The organism is Gillisia limnaea DSM 15749 (genome assembly GCF_000243235.1).
In the GTDB taxonomy this organism is placed as follows: Bacteria; Bacteroidota; Bacteroidia; order Flavobacteriales; family Flavobacteriaceae; genus Gillisia; species Gillisia limnaea.
In genome coordinates this window covers 220679-241450 of record NZ_JH594605.1, presented here as the reverse complement: position 1 = coordinate 241450, position 20772 = coordinate 220679, and the positions used below count along the sequence as shown (strand labels likewise).

Annotated in this window: 16 protein-coding genes and 1 tRNA gene; 6 read left to right on the top strand and 11 right to left on the bottom strand. The window is 37.2% G+C overall.

Annotated features, from left to right (window positions below):
• Positions 1–7: 7 nt before the first annotated feature.
• The 4 genes from GILLI_RS01165 to GILLI_RS01150 form a co-directional block, all read right to left on the bottom strand.
• The gene (locus GILLI_RS01165; RefSeq protein ID WP_006987281.1) at positions 8–913 is read right to left on the bottom strand and encodes a ParB/RepB/Spo0J family partition protein; all 906 of its coding nucleotides are present in this window, start codon (positions 911–913) and stop codon (positions 8–10) included.
• Positions 914–916: 3 nt separating this feature from the next.
• Positions 917–1681, bottom strand: a complete 765-nt coding sequence (locus GILLI_RS01160) for a ParA family protein (protein WP_006987280.1) — start codon at positions 1679–1681, stop codon at positions 917–919.
• Positions 1682–1922: 241 nt separating this feature from the next.
• Positions 1923–4763, bottom strand: coding sequence for a M16 family metallopeptidase (locus GILLI_RS01155; RefSeq protein WP_040506286.1), 2841 nt, complete (start codon positions 4761–4763; stop codon positions 1923–1925).
• Positions 4764–4999: 236 nt separating this feature from the next.
• A complete protein-coding gene (locus GILLI_RS01150) occupies positions 5000–5875 on the bottom strand; it encodes an SDR family oxidoreductase (RefSeq protein WP_006987278.1) in 876 nt (291 codons plus the stop codon).
• Between the two features lie 331 nt (positions 5876–6206).
• Between GILLI_RS01150 and GILLI_RS01145 the strand changes: the two genes are divergently transcribed.
• Positions 6207–6956 carry a ferritin-like domain-containing protein gene (locus GILLI_RS01145; protein WP_050855570.1) on the top strand — a complete coding sequence of 250 codons (750 nt, stop codon included), beginning with the start codon at positions 6207–6209 and terminating at the stop codon, positions 6954–6956.
• A gap of 27 nt (positions 6957–6983) precedes the next feature.
• On the top strand, positions 6984–7826 hold the full coding sequence (locus tag GILLI_RS01140) for a ferritin-like domain-containing protein (protein WP_006987276.1): 843 nt from the start codon (positions 6984–6986) through the stop codon (positions 7824–7826).
• 131 nt (positions 7827–7957) lie between these two features.
• Here GILLI_RS01140 and scpA read toward each other — a convergent pair whose 3' ends face one another.
• From scpA to GILLI_RS01110, 6 genes are all read right to left on the bottom strand, one after another.
• Positions 7958–10099 (bottom strand): methylmalonyl-CoA mutase, encoded by a 2142-nt coding sequence (gene scpA, locus GILLI_RS01135; RefSeq protein ID WP_006987275.1) that lies wholly within the window; start codon positions 10097–10099, stop codon positions 7958–7960.
• 166 nt (positions 10100–10265) lie between these two features.
• A complete protein-coding gene (locus GILLI_RS01130; RefSeq protein WP_006987274.1) occupies positions 10266–11642 on the bottom strand; it encodes a methylmalonyl-CoA mutase subunit beta in 1377 nt (458 codons plus the stop codon).
• A gap of 51 nt (positions 11643–11693) precedes the next feature.
• Entirely contained in the window at positions 11694–12008 is a 315-nt protein-coding gene (locus GILLI_RS01125; RefSeq protein ID WP_006987273.1) for an FtsB family cell division protein, read from the bottom strand.
• Between the two features lie 79 nt (positions 12009–12087).
• The gene (gene udk, locus GILLI_RS01120; protein ID WP_006987272.1) at positions 12088–12696 is read right to left on the bottom strand and encodes a uridine kinase; all 609 of its coding nucleotides are present in this window, start codon (positions 12694–12696) and stop codon (positions 12088–12090) included.
• A 337-nt stretch (positions 12697–13033) separates the two neighbouring features.
• Positions 13034–13489 (bottom strand): c-type cytochrome, encoded by a 456-nt coding sequence (locus tag GILLI_RS01115; RefSeq protein ID WP_006987271.1) that lies wholly within the window; start codon positions 13487–13489, stop codon positions 13034–13036.
• Positions 13486–14619, bottom strand: a complete 1134-nt coding sequence (locus tag GILLI_RS01110) for a PQQ-dependent sugar dehydrogenase (RefSeq protein WP_006987270.1) — start codon at positions 14617–14619, stop codon at positions 13486–13488. Before GILLI_RS01110 ends, GILLI_RS01115 begins: the two co-directional genes overlap by 4 nt.
• A gap of 397 nt (positions 14620–15016) precedes the next feature.
• Here GILLI_RS01110 and GILLI_RS01105 point away from each other — a divergent pair.
• Positions 15017–15091: transfer RNA gene (locus GILLI_RS01105), tRNA-Pro, on the top strand.
• A gap of 474 nt (positions 15092–15565) precedes the next feature.
• On the opposite strand, the gene GILLI_RS01100 is transcribed toward GILLI_RS01105, so the two are convergent.
• Positions 15566–16468, bottom strand: coding sequence for an endo alpha-1,4 polygalactosaminidase (locus GILLI_RS01100; RefSeq protein ID WP_006987269.1), 903 nt, complete (start codon positions 16466–16468; stop codon positions 15566–15568).
• 359 nt (positions 16469–16827) lie between these two features.
• Here GILLI_RS01100 and pelF point away from each other — a divergent pair, with 359 nt between their 5' ends.
• Genes pelF through GILLI_RS01085 form a run of 3 tightly spaced genes read left to right on the top strand, consistent with a single transcriptional unit; the run spans position 16828 to position 20766 of the window.
• On the top strand, positions 16828–18345 hold the full coding sequence (pelF, locus tag GILLI_RS01095; protein ID WP_006987268.1) for a GT4 family glycosyltransferase PelF: 1518 nt from the start codon (positions 16828–16830) through the stop codon (positions 18343–18345).
• An 8-nt stretch (positions 18346–18353) separates the two neighbouring features.
• Positions 18354–19967 carry a polysaccharide biosynthesis protein gene (locus GILLI_RS01090; RefSeq protein ID WP_006987267.1) on the top strand — a complete coding sequence of 538 codons (1614 nt, stop codon included), beginning with the start codon at positions 18354–18356 and terminating at the stop codon, positions 19965–19967.
• Entirely contained in the window at positions 19954–20766 is an 813-nt protein-coding gene (locus GILLI_RS01085) for an endo alpha-1,4 polygalactosaminidase (RefSeq protein WP_040506283.1), read from the top strand. Before GILLI_RS01090 ends, GILLI_RS01085 begins: the two co-directional genes overlap by 14 nt.
• Positions 20767–20772: the final 6 nt, after the last annotated feature.

Genomic DNA, 20772 nt, shown 5'->3' with positions numbered 1-20772 from the left:
AATGAATTTAATTCTCACCCTGGATGAGTTTTTTAATACGTTGAAAATCTTCTTCGGAAGTAAATGGAATTATAAGTTTTCCTTTTCCCTTTTGAGCCACTTTAATATCCACTTTGGCTCCCAAATAATCTGAAAATTCTTTTATCCCCTTTTTGAGATTCTGCGGCAGGGGTTTTTCTTTCGAAGTGGTTTTTTCCTTAGACTCAACACCGTTCAATTCTCTTACCAGTTTTTCGGTTTCCCTTACAGAAAGGGATTTCTCAAGAATTTTCTCGTAGATATCGAGTTGAATTTGAGTATTTTCAATGTTTATCAATGCACGGCCATGGCCCATAGTTACGAAACCATCGCGCATTCCGGTTTGGATAATAGGATCCAGTTTTAGTAACCTTAAATAGTTGGCAATGGTAGATCTGTTTTTACCTATCCTGTCACTCAATTGTTCCTGAGTAAGGTTTATTTCGTCCAGTAATCGCTGATAAGAAATTGCAATCTCAATAGGATCCAGATCCTGACGCTGAATATTTTCAACCAAAGCCATCTCCAGGGATTCCTGATCATTGGCAATGCGAATATATGCGGGAATAGTTTCCAAACCAATTAAACCAGAAGCCCGGTATCTTCGTTCTCCTGAAACCAACTGGTATTTATTGAAATCAAGTTTTCTAACCGTAATAGGCTGAATAACTCCAAGCTCCCTGATGGAAGAAGCCAGTTCCCGGAGTGATTCTTCGTTAAAGCTGGTTCTTGGTTGAAATGGATTCATCTCAATAGAAGTTAAATCCAGCTCTACAATATGACCAACTAACTTATCGGCATTTTTGTCTTCAACAGATTTTATATCGTGATCGGGATCTTTCAGCAATGCCGAAAGTCCGCGTCCTAATGCTTGTTTTTTGGTAGCTTTCGCCATTTCTTAGGAATTTTTCTTTATAATTTCGTGCGCCAGGCTCAAATAATTATTTGCCCCTTTGCTGCTTGCATCATAATTAATGATGCTTTCCCCGTAACTGGGTGCTTCACTTAAACGCACATTTCGCTGAATGATTGTGGTAAAAACCATCTCATTAAAGTGCTTCTGAACTTCATCTACCACTTGATTTGACAGTCTAAGTCTGGAATCATACATGGTTAATAATAGCCCTTCAATATCCAGGTTCTTGTTGTGTATCTTCTGAACACTTTTTATTGTGTTTAGTAATTTCCCTAACCCCTCAAGTGCAAAATATTCACATTGAATTGGAATTATCACAGAATCTGCTGCGGTTAAGGCATTTAAGGTTAAAAGACCTAAGGAAGGGGCACAGTCTATAAGGATATAATCATATTTCTTCTTAAGGTGTGTAATGGCCTTTTTAAGCATATATTCCCTTTCATCCTGGTCTACCAATTCAATTTCAATAGCCACCAAATCTATATGAGAAGGGATGATGTCAAGATTTGGAGAACTGGTTTTTATGATGGCTTCTTCTGCCTTTATGGAATGTTCGAGCAATTGATACGTCCCAAACTCTACGGTTTCAACATCAATTCCTAACCCTGAAGTGGCATTTGCCTGAGGGTCTGCATCAATCAATAGAACTTTTTTCTCAAGAACTCCCAGGGAAGCTGCCAGATTTATAGAGGTGGTAGTTTTACCTACCCCGCCTTTTTGGTTTGCAATAGCAATGATTTTACCCATTAATTCTCTTCAGTTTTAAAAGGTAAAAATACAATTTATTACAGGTTTAGAAAATGATTTTGTTAACAGCTTATACATTAAAATATAGGGAATGCGATTTTCTTCTTAATTTAGGCTTAATTAACCTGCACTCCCTTAGATTTCAACATACTTAATTTAAGATAAATGATTTACACTCAGTCTGGAACAAAAAAACCTGACAGGATTATTCCTGTCAGGTTTTAAATTAGGTTTTATTCTACTATTCTATTTCTTCCGGCATCAGTATGCCTAAAAGGTACTTGTCATTTAAAAAAGTATTGGCAACATCCTTTACATCTTTAACCGTGAGTGCAGCAACTTTTTCTTCAAATTGCAGCAGTTCATTTATGTCTTTTTCTTCCCTATCTGCAGCAGATAGTTGGTTTAGCCAGAAACGGTTTTGCTTAATGCTTTCTTTTCTGTTCAATAAAAGGGATTCTTTTATTTTAGCCAGATCCTTTTCTGAAGGGCCTTCCTTTTTAATTTTTTCTACTTCCTTTAATGCGGCTGCAGTCAATTTATCTACATTCTCTGGCCCACAAGGGAAAGAAATGCTGAAGTTGTAGGATCCATAAGGAATTTTGGCCATACTTCCTCTGGCTCCAACACCATAAACTCCACCTTCCTCTTCCCGAAGTTGTTCTACGAGTTTTATGGTTAGGACCTCTCCCAATGCTTCAAGGGCAAAATCTTCTTCTTGATTATAATCTGTTTCCCCATTCCAAAGAATAGTAACCTGGCTTTTAGGGTCGGTTCCTTTATTGATCACCTTTTTGCGATATTCATCAACTTCTCTAAATTCCGGTACCTTATATTCTTCTTTTTTAGCACTGGATGGCAGGCTGGCAAGGTACGTTGAGGCAAATTCCTTTAATTTTGCTTCATCTATATTACCCACAAAATAGAAGGTGAAATCTCCAGCATTGGAAAAACGTTCCTTATATTTCTCATAAGCAAGATCATAGTTTTGGCTGTCAAAAGCTTCAGGAGTTGGAAATCCTAAGTAACGGGAATTTCCTTCGTTTCTAAATTTTCCCAGCTCATTTTGAAAATAGAAATTGGGATTGGATAATAAGTTTCCAAGAAAATTTTTCTGCTTGGTCACAAATGAATTATAAGCTTCTTCATCTTTATTGAGATCTGTAAAATATAAATGTACCATCTGGAACAAAGTTTCCAAATCCTGAGGCGTCGAGGATCCATTAAAACCTTCAGAAATACTTCCGATATTTGGGCTAACAGAAACCAACTTCCCACTCATCATTTTACTCATATCGTTTAGAGAGAGGTCTGCAATACCAGCTTCAGCTAAGCCGCTATTGGCAAATCCTGTATTAAGATAATCCTCATCTGAATACAACGATGTTCCACCGGGGCTATATGCAGAAAATAAAATTTCATCGTTTTTAAAATCAGTATTTTTATACACTACAGTAGCGCCATTGCTAAGCAACAGCTTCTTGAATCCAACTTTATCGTTGCTTTCAACTTTTTTAATTGTTCCTGCCTTAGGAGCATTGGTAATTAAGTTCTCGCGAATGTCTGATTCCTGATAAGCTTCAATTTCAGAATTCTCTACCTCTTTAAGCAAGGCCAAAACTTCCTCCTCTTTTACCTGAGTGATATCTTCTTTTTCTGGTCCGGTAAGAATGATTACCCGGTTTTCCTCGTGAAGAAAATCATTGATAAGTTTGTTTACTTCTTCAAGCTTTATTCCAGGTAGGGTAGCTCCGGCAAATTGCGAAACCCATTCAATTCCAGGAATTGGAGCATTCGATAGGTAATGACTTACATAGGAGCCAACGATCCTACCACTTTCCTGCTTGTCGCGGTCTTTGAACTGACGGTCCAGCTGGGCAAGATATTCTTTTTTAGCCCTTTCCAGTTCACCCGAATTAAAGCCAAAACGTTTTACACGTTCGTTTTCTTCAAGTAATGCGCGAAGAGATTTTAACTGCTCGCCGGCTCCGCTCATTGCAAATGACTGGTATGCATTCTTGGACCTTGCATAGGTTCCTCCATAGCTTGAAAATCCATAGGTAAAGGGTGGGTTTGCACTATTACGAAGTTCGTCCAGACGGTTATTTATCATGGTAGAGAAAAGATTTTTAACCAACTGATCTCTGTAATCGTTCGTAGTAACTATATCTTTAGCGTTTTCAAGGTCTTTGTAATAAACCCGTACCTGGCTAAATGGAGCTTCCTTATCTGAAGCTATTGCTACAAAAGTTTCATCGTGATTTGGAAGATCGAACACTTTTCGTTCCCGAGCGTTCTCAACCGGTATAAGTTTTGAAAAATGATCTTTGATCTTTTGTTCCATCACTTCGGGATCCAGATCTCCTACTGCTACTACAGCCATTAAATCTGGCCGGTACCAATCTTTATAATAATTTCTTACCGTTTCATAATCGGCGTTTTCTATAACTTCTTGTTTTCCAATAGGAAGTCTTTCAGCATATTGGGACCCGTACATAAGTTTAGGTAAATATTCCGTCATCATTCGCTTATCTGGTCCAAGGCCAAGTCGGTATTCTTCCATTACTACACCTCGTTCCTCGTCGATGTCCTTATCTGTCATTAACGCATTGTGCGCCCAGTCTTCAAGGATCTGGAACCCTTTTTCCAAGGTTTCTGAATTATCACTTGGAATTGGTAGAATGTAAACTGTTTCATCAAATCCTGTGTACGCATTAAGATCGGCACCAAATTTCACCCCTATACTTTGTAGGTAATCTACAAGTTCATTTTTCTCAAAGTTTTTAGTTCCGTTAAAGTTCATATGCTCCACAAAGTGAGCAAGTCCTTGCTGATCTTCATTTTCAAGGATAGACCCTGCATTGATGGCAAGGCGTAATTCCACCTTGTCCTCGGGTTTACCGTTGTTCCGGATGTAGTAGGTGAGACCATTTTCCAGCTTGCCTATTTTTACATTAGGATCTGTAGGAATGTTTTCCGAAGGAAGTTTTTTCACCTCATTTTTACCGTCTACCTGTGCAAAACTATTTCCTGCGGAAATAAACAAAAGGGCAGCGATAGAATTCATTACAATTTTTTTCATACCTGTTTTACTTGTTTGTTTATAAAAATTAAATTAACCAGTAGGGTAGCTAGGAAAAATAACGAGAGGAAGTTACGTTTTTTTTATTTTTTGTGTTCTAACTATAAATGATTGTAATTAAGTTGTTTACCAGTATAATTTAATTATTTGAAATGAAATCTTTCCACTAAAAAAGCAGTTTCAGATAATTTAGAAACTGCTTACTCTATTTTAACAGGAAAAATTCTTATTTATTTTTACTTCTTAGCCTTAATCATGGCTTCAAGTTGATCCCACATTTCCTCCGGAATAGCTTCCAGGAGGTTAAACTGTCCGGCACCTTTTAACCATTCTCCACCATCGATGGTTATCACTTCGCCGTTGACATAAGCTGAAAAATCGGACACCAGATACGCAGCTAAATTTGCCAGTTCCTGGTGTTCTCCAACTCTTTTTAAGGGAACTTTTTTAGCAAGATCGAACTTCTCTTTCAAATCCCCTGGTAATAATCTGTCCCAGGCACCTTTTGTAGGAAATGGACCGGGAGCTATCGCATTCGAGCGTATTCCGTACTTTGCCCATTCTACAGCTAATGATCGCGTCATCGCTAAAACTCCAGCTTTTGCAGTAGCACTTGGCACCACATAGGCAGATCCTGTCCAGGCATAGGTCGTTACAATATTTAAAATGGTCTTATTTTTTTCTTTTTGGTCAATCCAGTGTTTTCCAAATGCCAACGTACAATTCTTGCTACCTTTTAAAACAATATCTATTATAGTATCAAATGCATTTGCTGAAAGTCTTTCGGTAGGAGAGATGAAATTTCCTGCTGCATTGTTAAGCAATACATCTACCTGCCCAAATTTTTCCACAGATGCTTTCACCATTGCTTCCACCTGGTCATAATGCCGGACGTCACATTGCACAGGTAAAACCTGGCCTCCTGTTTTTTCTTCAAGTTCCCTGGCTGTGTTTTCCAGTTTTTCCATATTTCTGGAGGTGATCACTACATTTGCACCCAATTCTAAGAAGTAGGTACTCATCGCTTTTCCAAGTCCGCTTCCGCCGCCGGTTACAACTATTGTTTTACCTTTTAAGGCATCGTCTCTAAGCATTTTTTGTTTGAAGTTCATTTTTTATTGGTTTAAGCTTGAAGCCATAAGCGTTAAGCTGTTTTGATTATACTTACAAAATTTGGTAAAAAAAATTGTTTTCATTAAAAGTGGAAAAGTAAGGATTTTTAAGAAATTGAATACCACTATTTAAGGTTTCTATTTCCCTTTAAAACAAGTTAAATGTTTGAAAGAAAAGATTAACATTTTAATAGTAGGGTATTTCTTATATTTTTTGTGAATTTATTATTAAATTAACATTTTAGGCACTATGAGATCTTCAAAAAAGGATTTTTTTTCCTTAAATTTAAGCTTTCCTCCCATAATACTAATTTATTAAATCTTATTAATTATGAAAAAACCATTAACTATGGAGGGACAACCTCTGTCGAAAAAAAGGGATGATTTTAAATCCCGAAGACACTTTTTAAAATTGGGAGGACTTGCTGTTGCAGGTTCGGGTTTACTGCTTTATTCTTGTATTCCGGAGGATGAACCGTTTGCACAGCAACGGCAAAGTGAAGGGGATGTCTTTGACCTTGGAAGTGGGGATCTGGGTATTTTAAATTTTGCGTATGCACTTGAACAATTGGAAGCCGCATTTTACACAAGGGTCCTAGATGGGGCTTATTGGGCCGGTGCATCCCCAATAGAGAGATTATATTTGGAAGATATTAGGGGTCATGAAGTTATTCATAGGGAATTTTTTAAAGCTGCAATCAATGCGGTAGCCCCTCCAGAACAAGTATTACCTGAATTAGAATTCGATTTTAGCGGTGTTGATTTCAGCAATCGCGATTCTGTTTTAAGCACTTCAATTCTTTTGGAAGATACCGGGGTTGCCGCTTATAATGGAGCGGGAGATCTTATTGATTTAACTCTATATCTGCAGCTGGCGGGTAAAATTGTATCGGTAGAAGCAAGGCACGCAGCAGCCTTGAGATCTGTTTATTTACCTGGATTTACAGAATTTGCAGGAGATGATGTAGTTGATGAACAAGGACTTGATGTGGCACGGCGCCCTCAAACTATCTTGCAAGAAGTTGGCAATACCGGATTTATTGTTACACCATTCACTGCCAATAATTTACCTACAGAATAATTAATAACATTACTAAAAGAAAGAATTATGGATATTATAAAATTTTTAGACGGTTTTACAACCGAAAAATTAACCGCCAGGATGTCATCAAGAAGAGGTGCACTCGCAGCCTTCGGTGTTTTTGGGACACAGGCATTGATGGCCGCCGCTCCATGTTTTAGAACGGCATCTGGCAAAGAAGCACTTAAGCAAAGCAATGGTGCTGCTGTTAATGCACTACAACTAGCACTAATCCTGGAATATTTAGAAGCCGAATTTTACATTAAGGCCCTAGATTCAGGCGTGTTACCCAATGGAAGACCAGAAGCGGTCTATATGCAAATCTCTAAACACGAAACTGCCCATGTGGAATTTTTAAAAGCTGGATTGGAAGGTGCCGGAGTGGAACCAGTATTTAAGCCCGAATTTGACTATACGGCCGATGGTGCCTTTGCACCTTTTGATACGTCCAATCCTGATGCTTACCTGCAATTATTAACACTAGCACAAGCTTTTGAAGATACGGGAGTCAGGGCTTATAAGGGGCAAGCTGGAAACTTACAAGGAACCCCGTTTTTAATGCCGGCATTACGAATACATTCTGTGGAAGCCAGGCATGCTGCTGAGGTAAGACGTCTAAGGGCCGGTTTTTTGGATATTTCACTTGATGAGGATGCTCTTCCCTGGATAACTTTAGACAATAGAGGCCCGGGTATGCCACCAATTACACAACCTGTTTACGATGGTGAAGAAGAGGTAGTTCAAGGCGGTGTTAATCTTGTCGAACTAACAGAATTTGGAGCAGTTGAGGTTTCACAATCTTATGATGAACCTCTTGCTACTCAGGAAGTTCTTCAAATAATTGCACCGTTCCTGGGATGCAAGGAATAATTTTACATTTTGGATATTCCTCCAAAAAAATGCTTTTCTTAGTTGAAAAGCATTTTTTTTAATATTACGGTCAGGCATATTATTGCCTTTCCTTCTTAGTTTTATAGATTGAAGATTCTTTCTTTGTTGGTTTAAGGTGCATCGTAATCAATTAAAATCTCCAGTAATTGTATCGCTGCCTCACTAATTTTTGTTCCGGGTCCAAATACAGCAACGGCTCCGGATTCAAAAAGGAACTGGTAATCCTGTGAAGGGATCACCCCACCCACAATGACCATAATATCTTCTCTTCCGTGTTTTTTCAATTCTTCAATTACCTGGGGTACCAGTGTTTTATGTCCTGCAGCCAGGGAAGATACGCCCAGAATATGCACATCATTTTCCACTGCCTGTTTCGCTGCTTCTGCCGGAGTCTGGAAGAGTGGACCAATATCCACATCAAATCCCAAATCGGCATATCCTGTAGCAACCACTTTCGCTCCACGATCATGCCCATCCTGACCCATTTTAGCGATCATGATGCGGGGACGGCGGCCATCCTGTTCTGCAAATTTATCTGCCAGTTCCCTGGCTTTTTTAAAGGAAGTATTGTCTTTCATCTCTTTTGAATAAACGCCGCTGAAGGATTGAATTTTCGCTTTATACCTTCCATAAACTTCTTCCAAAGCATCGCTAATCTCTCCTAAGGTAGCTCTTTCCCTTGCAGCAACTACAGCCAATTCCAGTAAATTCCCGTCTTTATTTTTAGCAGCTTCGGTTAAGGATTTAAGAGCATTTTTAACCTTAAGAGCATCGCGCTCTTTTTTTACTCTTTCCAGTCTTTCTACCTGTTGAATACGTACTGTTTGGTTGTCCACCTCCAAAGTAACCAAAGGATCCTCTTTTTCAAGACGATACTTATTATTGCCTACAATGATATCTGTTTCACTGTCTATCCTGGCTTGCTTCTTTGCTGCGGCCTCTTCTATCCGCATTTTTGGAATTCCGGACTCAATGGCTTTTGTCATCCCGCCTAATTCTTCCACTTCCTCTATCAGTTTCCAGGCTTTTTGAGCGATTTGGTGAGTAAGACTTTCTACATAATAACTACCTGCCCAAGGGTCGACGGTTTTGGTTATTTTTGTTTCCTGCTGAAGGAATAACTGGGTATTTCTCGCGATCCTGGCAGAGAAATCTGTAGGCAACGCAATGGCTTCATCCAATGCATTGGTATGTAAACTCTGAGTGCCTCCAAAAGCAGCTGCGGCCGCTTCAATGCAGGTTCTTGCAACATTGTTAAAGGGGTCCTGCTCTGTCAGGCTCCAGCCACTGGTTTGAGAATGTGTTCTTAGAGCCAGGGATTTTTCGCTTTTTGGATTAAACTGCTTTACCAGTTTCGCCCATAACATCCTGGCAGCCCGCATTTTTGCGATTTCCATAAAATGGTTCATCCCAATTCCCCAGAAAAAGGATAGGCGGGGAGCGAAAGAATCTATGTCCATTCCTGCTCCCAGTCCTTTTCTTATATATTCCAATCCGTCTGCCAGCGTATATGCAAGCTCAATATCGGCCGTAGCGCCTGCCTCCTGCATGTGATATCCCGAAATACTGATGCTGTTAAATTTGGGCATATTTTTAGAACTGTACTCAAAAATATCAGAAATGATCTTCATAGAAGGAGTAGGAGGGTAGATGTAGGTATTGCGTACCATAAATTCCTTCAAAATATCGTTTTGAATCGTTCCTGAAAGCAGTTCGGGTTTTACGCCCTGTTCTTCTGCGGCGACGATGTAAAAAGCCATAATTGGCAAAACGGCTCCATTCATTGTCATAGAAACCGACATTTTATCCAGCGGGATTTTGTCAAAGAGGATCTTCATATCTTCCACGGTATCTATGGCAACTCCTGCTTTTCCAACATCTCCCACAACCCTGTCGTGGTCGCTGTCATAGCCGCGGTGTGTTGGAAGATCAAAAGCGACCGATAATCCCTTTTGCCCGGCAGCAAGATTTCTTCTATAAAATGCATTGCTTTCTTCTGCGGTAGAAAATCCAGCATATTGGCGAATTGTCCAGGGACGAATCACGTACATCGTGCTGTAAGGACCCCGCAGATACGGCGCGATTCCGGCAGCAAAATTTAAATGCCCAGCATCTTTTATATCTTCTTCGGAATAAACCTTTTTAAGGTCAATTTCTTCAGCAGTTTCAAAATTTTTATCTGCTTTTTGTTCTTCAGATTTTATTGAAACCGATTTCTTTAACGTGATATTTTGTAGGTTCTTTCGTGACATTTGTGCTAAATTCTTCAGCTGAACTTATTCAGCATTATTTAATCCCTCATTGAGGGTTTAATTCTTCAACGCCCGCCCGTTCGGATTTCATCGAAGTTCTGGATATTTCTTCTTTTAAATTACCGTGTGACTTTTTCCGGGGGAACTGATTCTTTAAAATATAAACTCACTCTTTTTTTAAACGTTCCTGTTCCATTCCTTCTGCCAAACGCCTTTCTAATATAGGCTGGATCAAAGTTTTTCTCGGATTCATTTTCAGAAAAGGATATAGTTCCAGATCATTTTTCATCCTGTCTTCAGGATTTTCAAATTTATTGGTCCCAATAAGAACCAATTCCCCATTATTGAATAGTTCCTGTTCCTTTTGGGCGCTTTCCGATATTTTTTTCTGAATAATCCCTTCCTTTAATTGTTTTAAAAACCCTCCGCCGGCTTCGATCTCCTTAAAAATTTCTAGCGCTTTTCCTGCAAACTGATTTGTAAGACTCTCAATGTAGTAGGAACCTTCAGCGGCATTGGAAACTTTATCGAGGTAACTTTCGTTCTTTAAAACCAAAAGTTGATTCCGGGCGATCCTGTCACCAAACTCATTGTTTTTATGAAAAACAGCATCGTAAGGGGAATTGTAAACGGTATTTGCACCTCCCAGGATTGCACTCATACTTTGTGTGGTGGTACGCAGGAGATTCACATTGTAATCATACAGTGTTTTATCCCGTTTTGTTGGTTGCGCCAGAATTTGACAGTTCCCCTGAAAATTGTATTCCGAGGTTAGACTTGCATATAGAATTCTTAAAGCCCGGATTTTGGCAATCTCGAAAAAATAATTGCTGCCTTCAGAGATCAGGAATTGTATTTCAGGATCTTTTTTGATCTTTTCAGAGTTGGAAATATGATTTAAATATTCATTTGCATGTGCCAAAGAATACGCCAATTCCTGCGGAATAGTTGCTCCTGCATTTTGATACAAGGTAGCATCTACGCTTAAAATCGATTTAAAGGGATCTCCTCCGGCAAGGATTGCAGTCAAGATGGTATGATCTTTTTCCAGATTGAAGTACCAATTTCCGGATCGGGCCAGGTTTCCAACGATATCCACCTGAGGCACGATTTGGTGATTTTTTCCTGAAAGAAAGGTATTTAAGTTCTTGAAGAACTTTTCAGAAAGGAATTCCAGCCCAAGATAAACCGGAACTTTTTCAAGATCCAGATCCTGAAATAATATTTTAAAATCAACTTTTTCTGAAGGAAGAATGAACCAAAGGCTTTCCGCGCCTTTTTTGAGGACTTCCTGAGCTGTATGATTGCTTTTTTCTTCAGAAACCACATAGACCTTTTCGCAGATTGCCCAGTTTTTTGGAGAAATACTTTTGGGGGTTTCAAAAATATCCTCGGAATTATAAAAAGGTTTTACATTAATTCCATCCCGACTTTTATAAACCAACTTTTCATTATAATCGGCTCCTTTTAATTCAAATTGTATTTTTTGTTTCCACTCTTTGGCGGAAACTTCTTCAAATTCCTGAAATAGGCTTTGACTCATTTTCTTATAATTTTGAATGAAAAAATTGAAAAGGAAAAAGATTTCTACCGCTTAATCAATTGTGTCATATTGAATAATAAAAATATCTTCATTCGCTCTTTTCATATAATAATGCTGCCTGGCGTAACTTTCCAATTCAAACGAATCGTTCAATTTATTTATAGTAGCGCCGTCCTTGGCAATTTCTTTTTGGTAATATTCTTTATTTTCCTGCAATTCGTTAACCTCCTGATCCAATTCGTGATGTGTTAACCAGGAATTACTATCTAAAAAGAACATCCAGAATGCGAAAATTAACAACAGTAAAACATACCGGTTGCTTACAATTTTAAACCATCTTTTTTGCCGGAGCTCTTTTAGCTTCATTAGATAAAAATTTATAGTCTTTTAATATGTTTTAAAAAAGCTGAATTTATTATTACCAACATTTTTTAAAGATACAAAATTAAGCCAATCTGTCCTTTATAATAGTTTGAACAATATCCACTGCTACAGTGTTATGACGGTTGGTAGGTATAATGATATCTGCAAATTCCTTTGTAGGTTCAATAAACTGCTGATGCATAGGTTTAAGGGTGGTTTGGTAACGCCATAGAACCTCATTGAGATCTCTTCCCCGTTCGTTAATATCTCTTTTTAGTCTTCGTATCATGCGCTCATCACTATCCGCATGAACAAAGATTTTAATATCGAACATTTCGCGTATATCTGTATGAGTAAGAATTAAAATTCCCTCCACGATGATGACTTTCCTTGGATGGATGGTTCTGGTTTCTTTTGTGCGATTATGTTCCTGAAAGGAATATACTGGTTCCTCGATAGAATTCCCTGCTTTTAATTCTTTTAAATGAGCTACCAAGAGATCAAAATCTATCGATTTTGGGTGGTCAAAATTGATCTTTTTTCGTTCTCCCATACTCAAATGGCTGGTATCCTGATAATAGGAGTCCTGAGATATTACATCTACTTCCTCATTTTTCATTTCATCCATTATTTGTCTTACCACGGTAGTTTTTCCACTTCCGGTTCCACCGGCAATTCCAATAATCAACATATTTTAATTTTTTTTGGCAAAGTTAATTATTCCAGTTGAATGCAGTAGAATTGATTTTTTATTTGAATAATTATTTTGACTTAAAATTTAGAATCCAAGGTGCTGGATCCGGTATTTTTGAAGATCTACTGTTTAGATATTTTATAAGAGGCTGCTTTTTTATTCACAATTTCCTGCCTTGTCTGGGGTGAACAGTCCTATAATAGATTTGATTTTAGGCATTAAAATATAGGATGCTTTAATAGAGATTCATCTGGAAATTCCATGTAATGTACTGTCAAGCAAATACTTAATAAGGAGAATTTGGTTTTTAAAAAAATGGGAGAAAAGTATAATTTTATTTCTCTATTGCCTTTACTTCTTCAAGGGTTACAGGTTTTTTACTTGAATTGCTCCAGGAGTTCATCACGTAATTCATCACATCTGCAACTTCCTGGTCGGTAAGTCCAAGAGGGGCCATAGCCATATTGTACTTCTCTCCATTGACCTCAATTGGACCTTGTAAACCATGTTTTACAGCACGAATACTTTCTTTGCGTTTTTCAGTTAGCCAGTTAGATCCGTCCAGGGGTGGAAATGTCCCTGTTATTCCCTTCCCATCGGCAAGGTGACAGGTTATACAAAAATCTAGGTAAACATCTTTCCCGCGTTTGTAACTTTCGCTATCTTGAATTTCCGGAACCTGTGCTATGCTGTTTTCTTCCAAAGAAGTATAGGCCATAGGATTATTTGATTTTTCCGATTTACAACCTAAAAGGCAAGCAAATACTATAAAACTAACAATTAATCTCATTCTTGAGTTTTTGTGATTTCTTTTTCTACCAGTTTTACGATGCCTTTTTGCTCCACAGATACATAAATAGTTCCATCAGGACCTTCTTTCACATCTCTAATTCGACCAATTCCTTCCAGTAATTTCTCTCTTCTTTTTACTTCTTTGTTATCCAGTACATCGTGTTCCAGATATTGAAATTTCAAGGAACCAACGAGAAGATTTCCCTGAAGGGATGGATATTTATTAGTACTTACAAATGCCATTCCGCTTGGTGCTATTGAAGGCAGCCAATAGTGGAGAGGATCTTCCATTCCCGGTTTGCTGGTCTCATCTGTAATAGCGCCTCCACCATAATTTTCACCATAGGTAACAACAGGCCAACCATAATTAGCGCCTTTTTTAATAATATTAATCTCATCACCACCTTGTGGACCATGTTCGTGAACCCAAACTTCTCCGGACTCCGGGTGAAGGATCATCCCCTGAGGGTTCCTGTGGCCATAACTGTAGATAGCTTGCTTGGCATTTGGTTCCCCTACAAAAGGGTTATCCTGAGGGATACTACCATCATCATTAATTCTGTAAATTTTACCGCCATCCCGGGTGATATCCTGTGGATTTTCATCCCTTGCTCCACGGTCTCCAATAGAAAAATATAAATATCCATCCTTGTCAAAAACCATTCGGGAACCAAAATGTTGTCCTTTGGTAGTATTAGGGGTCGCTTTGTACAATACCTCTTTGTTTGTGAATTGTGTTCCGTTAAGTTTTGCACGCATAACGGCGGTATTTCCGCCTTCACCATCACCTTCAGAAGATGAATAGCTCATATAGATCCATCCATTTTCCTCATAATTGGGATGCAGAACGATGTCTAATAAGCCACCCTGTCCGCGTTGATATACTTCAGGACCTCCGGTAAGCTGTTGTTTTTCTCCGTTCTTAAAATGGATGATCTCTCCGCCTTTTTCTGTAATGATCATACTTCCATCGGGAAGAAAGGTCATTCCCCAGGCAATTTCAAGGCCATCTACAACCATTTCATAATCTATGGAGGTTTTTGGAGTTTCAATACTTGTATCTTTTTGACCACAGGCAGAAAATGACATTATTGCCGCGCTTAAGAGTAAAAATAAATTTGATTTCATAAGTAGATATTTATTGTTTTTTATGTTCTCCCAATAGCTATTGGGAGCAATTCGCACAACTTCATCGGTGTTTGTACCCCACTTCGCGTTATGCTTATTTTATATTTATATATTTATTGTTTTTTAATGGTAATATTTAATTCGCATAGCTTCATAGGTGTTTTTGCCGTGTTTCCGTTCTGCTCATTTCATAGGTATTTAAATTAGGGCAAAAGATAAATAAAAAAGCACAAAAAGCTCCAAAATATATGTTAACAGGGAATTTCAAAATTTTTCTTTGGTTAATAGTTGGTATTCGATGAATTCACTTATATTTGCAGCCGCTTAGGTTTTAAGTTAAGCGATCTATTTCTTACTCAATTTTGGAATTAGAAATTTATTATTGAAAATTACACCTCGGGGTGTAGCGTAGCCCGGTTATCGCGCCTGCTTTGGGAGCAGGAGGCCGCAGGTTCGAATCCTGCCACCCCGACAAAGTTAAGCCCTGCACGAAAGTGCGGGGCTTTTTAGTTTAACATTGCCGGAAGCTTGCTTCTGGGTAAGGGTTAAACTAAAAAGCACGCAGGCGATAGCCTGTAAGGCCCAACTTTAGTCATCACCCTCAGGATCACCGACCAACGGGAGGTAATCCTGCCACCCCGACGAAGTTAAGCCCTGCACGATAGTGCGGGGCTTTTTTGTTGTTCCCGGTGTGAGATTGCGAATCCACTTTTCGAATCCTTTTTTGATATCTTTTTATAAGATTTATATTTTTCAGATCATCCTAATTATCCAGAATAATTTACAAATTCCGAAAGGCAAGGGTATACTTTACAAATACTTCTGGAATGTCCATCTAATTTGGGGTTTAGGAGATTTAATAAATTTTCTATTGCTAATACTGATTAAAGATCTTTAAACTGTCTAAAATATATAGTAGCACAGTGAGATAACTTTGGTGAATATCTTAGAAGTTGTCTTCAAAATATTGAAATCCGTCGATAATATCAAGATAAACTCCGTCAAAGCACGAATCAAGTATTTTACTTAAGTAAGCATTTTCACTTGCGTAGATAATTTTCTTCCATTCTTCGTTCCAGTATGTTACTTTAAAATTCCCTTCCCAATCAGGATTTTCTTCAACAATCCATTCCGGATAATTTAATTCCCAGGAGTTTTTCCAGTAATAACGGTAATCTTCGGCTTCGCCAATAGACATATAAGCGATAACAAGCCTACTACAACCATTTTTCTTCAGCTTTAATTGCCGAATTTCTTCTTTAGTAAAAGCTTTTCCTTCAAAAAAAAGATCCAGGATAATTATATCGTAATTCGTGATTTTCAGTTCAGAAATAAGATCCTGTTTGGAAGAATATTCAGAAAAATTTATCAGGTATAAGAAATTTTGAGCTTCAGAAAGAGTAGTGATATTAGATCTATTTTCTTTGTAAACCGGGTAGTTTGGGATTTGATTTAAATCTCGTGTTGGTGCTGCAAAAGATATAAAATCGCTCTCTTCATTAAGCTTGTAAGAAGTATTTATCAAATTAAGGGAAGAGCAGTAATCTGTAACTAAAACCTCTTTTCCTTTACTTTTTGCAAGATGTAGATAGGTGCTTAGATAAAGATTATCCGAAAAAGGGGTTGTATCATTCATTTTAGGATAGCCAAAGAAAAGGTCTTCCTGTGCTAAGGCGTCTATCGCGTCTAAATAATCTAAAGCAAACAGTTTTTGATTTGAAGTATTTTTAAGTATAAGCTCCACACCATTTTGCGGAATGACTATAAAATTGGGGTTTTTTGCTTTTGCGGTTTTGCTTATATCAATAACAAAATCTCGCATTTCCTTTCGGTAATTTTTATTTTCCATTTTCTGAGCCGTGTTTTCAAAACAGGAAAAAAGAAAGCAGCAAAAGATAGCAGTGCTTATGTTGTATAAATTCATGTGATACAAATTGAAAGTATTCTACTCAGGGACTTGGGAAATAAACCGAAAAATTTTATAATTATACCCGAAAAAATAATAAAAAGTACATTTTTTTAACGGAGTAAATATACGTGAAAAAAGATAACGTCAAATGCTTTGCACCTGCTTCAGTGCCAAAAAAGTTTTATCTGAAACCCTATGTCATTACTGATGAAAAAATTAGCACAACTAAACACGAAATTTTTGCCTGTATGTTGCTTATTAACTTTTTTTTAATATATTTTTACCGAAACCTAATTTAAATGGCAAAGCCCTCAGTTCTGCTTATTTTGGAAGGCACCTATCCCTACAATGGTGGCGGCGTATCAACCTGGGCCCATCACCTATGCAATAAGGTAAACAATGTTGATTTTAAGTTATATTCCTTAAACGCTTCTTTTGAGGATGAACCAAGATATGAACTTAGTAAGAATATTACCGAAGTTATACAAGTACCCCTTTGGACACCAGATGAGCCATATGATTATATTAGTTATGGAGAGGAATATTATAAAACTGTTGCTAAAAAGGAGTGGACAAATGACGAGATAGTTGCCCAAAAGTTTATCCCGATTTTTAGAAGCTTACTAGAATTTATTTATAGTGATGACCAGGAGATAGAGGATCTGGATATAATTTTTCATCAATTATGGTTTTACTTTGAAGATTATGATTACAAAGATACCATGAGAAATAGGCACGTGTGGACCACTTATAGGGATACCCTGTCTAAATTTATTATAGGAGAACGCAACCCCGATGCCTCCTTAATAGATATTACTATAGGATTGCGTTGGATTTACAGGTTTTTAATCCCCCTTTCAATTGTGAATATTCCTAAAGTTGATGTCGTACACTTAACTCTAAGTGGTTTTCCTGTTATCCCGGCACTTATTGCTAATTTCAAGCATGACACTAAAATTATGCTTACAGAGCATGGTGTTTTTATTCGGGAAAGGCTATTGGCCATTAGCAACTCAGAATACCCATATTTCTTAAAAAGCTTATTAATAAAGTTTTCTGAAGCTATTGCACGTTTGGCTTATTACAAAGCTGACGTTATTGTGTCGGTAACCACATTCAACCAAAAATGGGAAAAATGGTATGGTGCAGATCCTGACAAATTTAAAATTATATACAACGGCATAGATCCAGATGTTTTTAAACCTGGCCCAAAACCTGCGCATTTAAAAGATATCCCTACGGTTGTAGCAGTGGCAAGAGTATTTGAACTTAAAGATATTTTTACCATGATAGGCTCCTGTGCAGTGGTAAAAAAGACAATCCCAAATGTGCAATATTTGGTTTATGGAGATAATCAGGCAGTTCCAGAATATACAAATGAATGTCTGGACCTTATAGACGAATTAGGTTTACAGGAAAACTTCAAATTTATGGGGCCAAGAAAAGATCCTCAAAATATTTTCCTGGAAGGAGATCTTTCTATTTTAACTTCTATTTCTGAAGGTTTTCCTTATACGGTTATTGAGTCTATGGGTTGCGGTATTCCCGTAGTTTCAACTGAGGTTGGTGGTGTTAAGGAAGCCCTAGATGAAAGCTGTGGATTTACATGTAAACCAAAAGATACCGAGGGAATTGGAAATGCCGTTACCAAGTTGCTTTTAGATAAAGATTTACGAAAAAGTATGGGGAAAAATGCCCGGGAAAGGGTTTTAAAAAACTTTACTTTAAACAAATTCGTAAGTGAATATGAAACTGTTTATAATAATTTAATGGAAAGCAAGAAAGCTAACCAAAAATTAGCCAAAGTCGAAGATTAATCAAAAAAATGAATAGCTCCCAAATCAAAGCCATTGCAAAACTAATTGTTGCGGTTAAAGAACGTAACGGCAAACCGGTTAACGTTTATGTAGTAGCAGCAACCATAGAATCTTTTGGTATTAGGGAAAAAGATATAAAAGAAGATTACGGTTTTGAAAGTATTATTCATTTATCAGAATATATCTATAAAGCTTGTGGTTTTGTAGCCCTTGCAAACCTTAAAAATAATAACCAGCGTATTGCCGAGGCAAAGACCTATAAAAGGCTTGCGCTAAACGATTATATTACTACCAAAAATACCAGAAGATTTATTGCAGATTACAGCTCAGGTCTCATTCATTTATTTCCAATTTTTTTACAGGTATTTGCTATTATATTGTTTGGTTTTTCACTCTGGACATATTCAAGGTTTAATAATTTGCAGTCTACCGCTGTGGTACTGGGAGTAATTCTGGGTTTCATATTAAGCGGTGGTTTTATTCAGGTAATAGGGAAACAGGTTTCTTACTATTGGTATAACAAAGATTACCATATGGCTAGTTATTCAACCAAAAAAATCATTAAAAATGGCACCCTTGCTATCATAGGTTTTTTTGTGTTTTCTATTGTAATTAATTTTATTTTTCCACTATATAGTTTCCTTTTTGTTTTAATAAGCTTTTCCTATGCGCTTCTTGTCGGTTTTTTATTACTTGTATTAGCGCCTCTTTATGCCTTGAAGCAGAGATGGATGCTTTCTGTAAGCATTTTCGTTGGTACGACATTAGCGCTTATACTTCATTTTAATACTGATTTGCATCCTTATTTTATTCATTGGATTGGAATACTTACAGCTTCACTAATTTCAGTAGGATATATTTATATGTTTTTTAGATATAAACTGAAACAAAATGTTGCTGTTAAAAAGCAACCTAAGGTAATGTTATCGTTATATCGAAATTTCAATTACTTTCTTTACGGTACATTTATTTTCCTTTTTGTTTTTTTAGATAGAATTGTTGCGTGGTCTTCCACTTCAAACAGGGAGATACCATATGTAATTTATTATGAAAAAGATTATGAAATTGGGATGGATCTCGCCATTTTAATTTTCTTCCTGCTTGGAGGGGTTATGGAATATGCAATTCATTCTTATATAAGACATATGGATTTTCACCAGTTAGAAATAAAGTATTCTGAATATTATAATTTCAATAAAAAGATGAAAAGGATGTACGTTAAACACTTGCGTCTGTTAGGCGTTAGTGCGTTTATTATCGCGATCTTTTTATATTTTTTAATTACTCAACCCTGGGGCTATACATCGGGATTTGAAGAAATTCTTAGTCCCTTAAGCATTAAAGTATGTATCTTGGGAAGTATTGGTTATTTATTCCTAAGCCTGGGAATGCTTAACGTACTATATCTTTATACCCTTGGTCGACATAGAAAACCTTTGGTGGCCATAGTTATTGCTTTCCTGGTTAACTTAGTTATAGGTATTCCTGCAAGCAGGTGGATTGGTTATGAATATAGTGTTATAGGAATGCTTATCGGTTCCATTGTATTTATGGTTTTAACCACAAGAGCAACCAATCATTTCTTTAAAAACCTAGATTATTATTATTATGCATCTTATTAATTTTTTTATGATTGTAGGCACATTTTGTCTGAACGCCCCCCAAGTTGTGGCCCAAAAGACGGTTGATGAAAAGCAGGTGCTTTTCACGTACGGCGATTTTTATCCGGAAGATGTTTCTAATTATGCGATTTTGGTAATTGAAAGCGCACATTTTGATAGTCAAGATATCGCGGTTTTAAAACAACAAAATGCTAAGGTTTTAGGCTATGTAAGCATGGGAGAGGTAAATGAAGCAGCGGCTCATTATCCAGAATTAAAAGAAGTTACCCTGGGCAAAAATGAAATTTGGAATAGTCATATACTGAACATTGAAAATATAAAAACCCAAAAAACGCTCTTGGAAATTTTTAATTTTAATATGGAAAAAGGCCTTGATGGCATGTTTCTGGATAATATTGATAATTATACTGAATTTGGACCTACCCCAGAAAAAAAAGAAGCGCTTCTCGATTTTTTGGAAGTATTAAAAGTAACGTTCCCCAACATTTACTTAATGCAAAACTCAGGAATTTCTATCATAAAAGATACATATCCATATATAGATGCTATAGCAAAGGAAAGCATAGCCACGGATTACGATTTTAAGAATAAGAAATACAAATTACGAGATGAAGAGATTTTTACCAGGGTCTTAAGTGAGCTTAAACAGGTTACTAAAGATTTTGAGGTTCCAGTTGTTTTAATTGAATATGCCGATACCCCAGAATTAAAAGTGGCAATTAAAAAAAGGTTAGAAGTTACCACTTGGCCATATTTTATAGGGAAGATTGAGTTGCAAAAAATTCCTGATACAAACTAAAGCTAT

Bases quoted from the DNA above. Each gene is read 5' to 3' on its own strand.
- GILLI_RS01110 (WP_006987270.1), bottom strand. From the start codon at position 14,619: ATGAAATCAAATTTATTTTTACTCTTAAGCGCGGCAATAATGTCATTT.
- GILLI_RS01140 (WP_006987276.1), top strand. From the start codon at position 6,984: ATGGATATTATAAAATTTTTAGACGGTTTTACAACCGAAAAATTAACC.
- GILLI_RS01090 (WP_006987267.1), top strand. From the start codon at position 18,354: ATGAATAGCTCCCAAATCAAAGCCATTGCAAAACTAATTGTTGCGGTT.
- GILLI_RS01150 (WP_006987278.1), bottom strand. From the start codon at position 5,875: ATGAACTTCAAACAAAAAATGCTTAGAGACGATGCCTTAAAAGGTAAA.
- pelF (WP_006987268.1), top strand. From the start codon at position 16,828: ATGGCAAAGCCCTCAGTTCTGCTTATTTTGGAAGGCACCTATCCCTAC.
- GILLI_RS01085 (WP_040506283.1), top strand. From the start codon at position 19,954: ATGCATCTTATTAATTTTTTTATGATTGTAGGCACATTTTGTCTGAAC.
- GILLI_RS01160 (WP_006987280.1), bottom strand. From the start codon at position 1,681: ATGGGTAAAATCATTGCTATTGCAAACCAAAAAGGCGGGGTAGGTAAA.
- GILLI_RS01125 (WP_006987273.1), bottom strand. From the start codon at position 12,008: ATGAAGCTAAAAGAGCTCCGGCAAAAAAGATGGTTTAAAATTGTAAGC.
- GILLI_RS01145 (WP_050855570.1), top strand. From the start codon at position 6,207: ATGAAAAAACCATTAACTATGGAGGGACAACCTCTGTCGAAAAAAAGG.
- GILLI_RS01130 (WP_006987274.1), bottom strand. From the start codon at position 11,642: ATGAGTCAAAGCCTATTTCAGGAATTTGAAGAAGTTTCCGCCAAAGAG.
- scpA (WP_006987275.1), bottom strand. From the start codon at position 10,099: ATGTCACGAAAGAACCTACAAAATATCACGTTAAAGAAATCGGTTTCA.
- GILLI_RS01115 (WP_006987271.1), bottom strand. From the start codon at position 13,489: ATGAGATTAATTGTTAGTTTTATAGTATTTGCTTGCCTTTTAGGTTGT.
- GILLI_RS01100 (WP_006987269.1), bottom strand. From the start codon at position 16,468: ATGGAAAATAAAAATTACCGAAAGGAAATGCGAGATTTTGTTATTGAT.
- GILLI_RS01165 (WP_006987281.1), bottom strand. From the start codon at position 913: ATGGCGAAAGCTACCAAAAAACAAGCATTAGGACGCGGACTTTCGGCA.
- GILLI_RS01155 (WP_040506286.1), bottom strand. From the start codon at position 4,763: ATGAAAAAAATTGTAATGAATTCTATCGCTGCCCTTTTGTTTATTTCC.
- udk (WP_006987272.1), bottom strand. From the start codon at position 12,696: ATGTTGATTATTGGAATTGCCGGTGGAACCGGAAGTGGAAAAACTACC.